Genomic DNA, 3827 nt, shown 5'->3' on the forward strand with positions numbered 1-3827 from the left:
GGGGGGGGGGCTGCCCAGCGGGGCCCGCGGGGCGGGAGGGGGGTGCTGGGTGTGCCGGGAGTTGAGGCCGGGGGGGGGGCTTTGCCAAAAACACTACGCGCGGACCTTCCCGCCGGTCAGTCGAGCACGAAGACCCGCGAGGGGTGCAGCTGGCCGCCGCGGTAATGGCCGATCGCGACGGGCTGGCCGGCATGCGAGACCCAGGCCTCGGCGCCGAAGGCGAGCGGGCCGCAGGGCGTGACCTCGGCCGGATTGCCGTGGCGCAGGCGGGACGCGGCCTCCGCGGAGCAGGCGAGCTCGGCCATGGCCCCGAGCCCCGCCTCGACGGGGAGGAGCGCCGCCCGGAGCGCCGCCGCATTCTCGGGCTCGAGCGCCGCCCAGCCCAGCGCGCCCTCGAGCGTGAAGGGCCCGGCGCGCAGCCGGCGCAGTCCGGCGACATGGCCGAGGCATCCCAGCGCGCGGCCGAGGTCGCGCGCGATGGCGCGCACGTAGCCGCCCTTGCCGCAATCCATCTCGAAGACCGCCTGCCCGGCATCGGGCAGCGCGACGAGCTCGAGCCGCGCGACATGGAGCGGCCGGGCGGCGAGCTCGGGCGCCTCCCCGGACCGGGCGAGCGCATAGGCGCGCCGGCCCTCGACCTTGACCGCCGAGACCTGGGGCGGGACCTGGAGGATGTCGCCGGTGAAGCCCGGCAGGGCGGCGCGGATCGTGGCCTCGGAGGGCCGGGACGCGCTGCGCGCGGTCACCGCGCCCTCGGCGTCGTCGGTGGCGGTCTCGGCCCCCCAGCGCACGGTGAAGCGGTAGCGCTTCTCGGCTTCGGTGACATGGGCCACGGTCTTGGTCGCCTCGCCGAAGGCGATGGCGAGCAGCCCGGTGGCGGCGGGGTCGAGCGTGCCGGCATGGCCGGCCTTGCGCGCGTCGAGCGCGCGGCGCGCCCGCGCCACCGCCTGGGCCGAGCTCGGGCCCTCGGGCTTGTCGAGCACCAGCCAGCCGTGGACGGGGGTTCCGCGTTGCCGTCGCGCCATCTGCCTGCTGCCCCCGGGGCTCAGTCCCGGTCGAGGTCGCGCCGGACCGCCGGCGAGCCGAGCAGCGCGCGCGTGCGGTCCATGCGGTCGAAGCTGAGATCGGGCTCGAAGCTCAGCTCCGGGGAATATTTCAGGTCGATCTGCGCGGTGACGAGCCGCCGGATCTCGGCGCGGTTGCGGGTGAGCGCCCGGACCACGCCTTCGGTGTTCACGCCCCCGAGCGGCAGGACGAAGGCCGTGGCGTGCCGCAGGTCCGGCGAGACCTTGACTTCCGCGACCGTGACCGAGACATGGGCGAGATCGGGATCGTGCACCTCGCCGCGGGCGAGGATCGCGGAAAGCGACCGACGGATCACTTCGGCCACGCGCAGCTGGCGCTGGCCGGCCGCAGCTCCGGCATGGGCTCTTGTCTTTGCCATGGCGGTCACATCCTATCGCGGTCGGGCGAAGTCAAGGGCGGGACGGAAAGAGCCATGGACGAGAGGGTCGGAATTGCGGTGGTCGGCGCATCCGGACGCATGGGCCGGATGCTGATCCAGGCCGTGGAGGAGGAGCCGCGCGCCCGGCTGACGGGCGTCACCGTGCGCCCGGGCCATGCCTGGATCGGCCGGGATCTCGGCGCCTGCCTCGGGACCGGCGAGACGGGGATCCGCGTCTCGGACGATGCGCTCGAGGTCTTCGCGGTCAGCCAGGCGGTGCTCGATTTCACCACGCCGGCCGCGACCATGGCCCATTCGGTGCTGGCCGCCCAGGCGCGGCTCACCCATGTGATCGGCACCACCGGGCTCGAGCGCGCCGACATCGAGCGGCTCGCCGCCGCGGCGCGGCATGCGGTGATCGTGCGGGCCGGCAACATGAGCGTGGGCGTCAACCTGCTGACCGTGCTGGCGCGGCGCGTCGCCACGGCGCTGGGCCCGGATTACGACGTGGAGATCGTCGAGATGCATCATCGCCACAAGGTCGACGCGCCCTCGGGCACCGCGCTGATGCTGGGCGACGCGGTGGCGGCGGGGCGGCGGGTCAATCTCGCCGATATGCGCGAGAGCGGGCGCGACGGCGCCACCGGGCCGCGGGGCGAGGGGGCGATCGGCTTCGCCAGCCTGCGCGGCGGCGACGTGATCGGCGAGCACGAGGTGATCTTCGCCGGCCCCGGCGAGCGCATCGGCCTGCGCCATGTCGCCACCGACCGCATGCTCTTCGCCCGCGGCGCGGTGCGCGCCGCCCTCTGGGGCCATCACCAGGAGCCGGGGCAGTACAACATGATCGACGTGCTCGGCCTGCGCGAGGCGGGCGCGGAGGTGCCCGACCGCTGAGGCCGCGCGGGCGCGCGCCGGCCCCGGATGGTCAAGCCGCCGCCGGCGGGCTAGAGAGGGGGTCCGGGCATTCCGGCCCGGAGCCCGAGTCCTGATCCCATGCCGAAAGATTCGCCCGGGGGCGGGGCAGTCCTGCTCGACCGCCGCACGCCGCCCCATGTCCTGACCCTCGTCGCGATGACCTCCATCGCGGCGCTGAACATGAACATGGTGCTGCCGTCGCTGCCGAGCCTCGCGCGGCATTACGCGGCCGCCTATCCGGTGGTCGCCCTGACGGTCTCGGCCTATCTGGCGCTGACCGCGGTGCTGCAGCTCCTGATCGGGCCGCTCTCGGACCGCTACGGGCGAAGGCCGGTGCTGCTCGTCAGTTTCGCGATCTTCCTCGTCGCCACCCTCGGCTCCATGGTCGCGCCGAATTTCGCGGTCTTCCTCGGCTTCCGCCTCGCCCAGGCGGCGGTGGCCTCGGCGCTGGTGCTGAGCCGGGCGATCGTGCGCGATCTCGTCGGCCCGGACCGGGCGGCGAGCCTGATCGGCTATGTCACCATGGGCATGTCGCTCGCGCCGATGGTCGGGCCGATGATCGGCGGCTTCCTCGACGAGCATTTCGGCTGGCAATCGGTGTTCCTCTTCACGCTGGTGGCGGGCGCGGGGGTGACGGCGCTGATGTGGGCCGATCTCGGCGAGACCAACCTCACCCCCTCCCCGAGCTTCGGGGCGCAGTTCCGCGCCTATCCCGAGCTCCTGCGCTCGCGGCGCTTCTGGGGCTATTCGCTGACCGCGGCACTGGCCTCGGGGACCTTCTTCGCCTTTCTCGGCGGCGGGCCCTGGGTGGCGAGCGAGGTGCTCCGCATGGCCCCGGCGCGGCTCGGCTTCTATTTCGGCTTCGTCGCCTTCGGCTACATGCTCGGGAACTTCCTCTCGGGGCGCTATGCGGCATCGGTCGGGGTCAACCGCATGATGCTGCTCGGCGCGGGGGTGGCGACCGCGGGCATGGCGGTGGAGCTCGGCCTCCTGGGGGCGGGCGTGCTCACCCCGGTCAGCTTCTTCGGGAGCGTGCTCTTCATCGGGCTCGGCAACGGGCTCCTGCTGCCGAGCGCCAATGCCGGCATCGTCTCGGTGCGGCCGCATCTGGCGGGCAGCGCCTCGGGGCTCGGCGGCGCGCTGATGATCGGCGGCGGCGCCGCGCTCTCGGTGCTGGCCGGTGCGCTGCTCGGCCCCGGCACCGGGGCGGCGCCCCTGGTCTGGCTGATGTTCCTCTGCTCGGCCGCGAGCATCGCCTCGACGCTCTGGGTCATGCAGGTCGCCCGGCTTCGCGGCCCGTGACGGGGCGATCCCGGGCGGGGCGTGAGGGCGCGGCGGGGTCGCGCCGCGGGAAAGTGGCATCTGGCGACGCGACCCCGTCAGGCCGAGTTCCTGGCGCGCCTAGGGCCGCCGTCCCGCCCGGCGGGCACCGCCGGGCAGCGCCCGCCCCGCCCCGTCACGCCGAAGG

4 protein-coding genes are annotated in these 3827 nt (G+C 74.3%); 2 read left to right on the plus strand and 2 right to left on the minus strand.

The window, feature by feature from the left end:
- Positions 1–116 precede the first annotated feature (116 nt).
- Both truB and rbfA read right to left on the minus strand, forming a co-directional pair.
- A complete protein-coding gene (truB, locus tag V7050_RS19300; RefSeq protein WP_324370339.1) occupies positions 117–1025 on the minus strand; it encodes a tRNA pseudouridine(55) synthase TruB in 909 nt (302 codons plus the stop codon).
- 20 nt (positions 1026–1045) lie between these two features.
- Positions 1046–1444: a 30S ribosome-binding factor RbfA gene (gene rbfA, locus V7050_RS19305; protein ID WP_324370338.1), complete on the minus strand. Its 399-nt coding sequence runs from the start codon at positions 1442–1444 to the stop codon at positions 1046–1048.
- Between the two features lie 54 nt (positions 1445–1498).
- Between rbfA and dapB the strand changes: the two genes are divergently transcribed.
- On the plus strand, positions 1499–2338 hold the full coding sequence (gene dapB / locus V7050_RS19310; protein ID WP_324370337.1) for a 4-hydroxy-tetrahydrodipicolinate reductase: 840 nt from the start codon (positions 1499–1501) through the stop codon (positions 2336–2338).
- A gap of 99 nt (positions 2339–2437) precedes the next feature.
- Positions 2438–3661: a multidrug effflux MFS transporter gene (locus tag V7050_RS19315; RefSeq protein ID WP_324370336.1), complete on the plus strand. Its 1224-nt coding sequence runs from the start codon at positions 2438–2440 to the stop codon at positions 3659–3661.
- Positions 3662–3827 lie beyond the last annotated feature (166 nt).

Origin of the sequence: Amaricoccus sp., assembly GCF_036846665.1 — a bacterium.
Taxonomy (GTDB): Bacteria; Pseudomonadota; Alphaproteobacteria; order Rhodobacterales; family Rhodobacteraceae; genus Amaricoccus.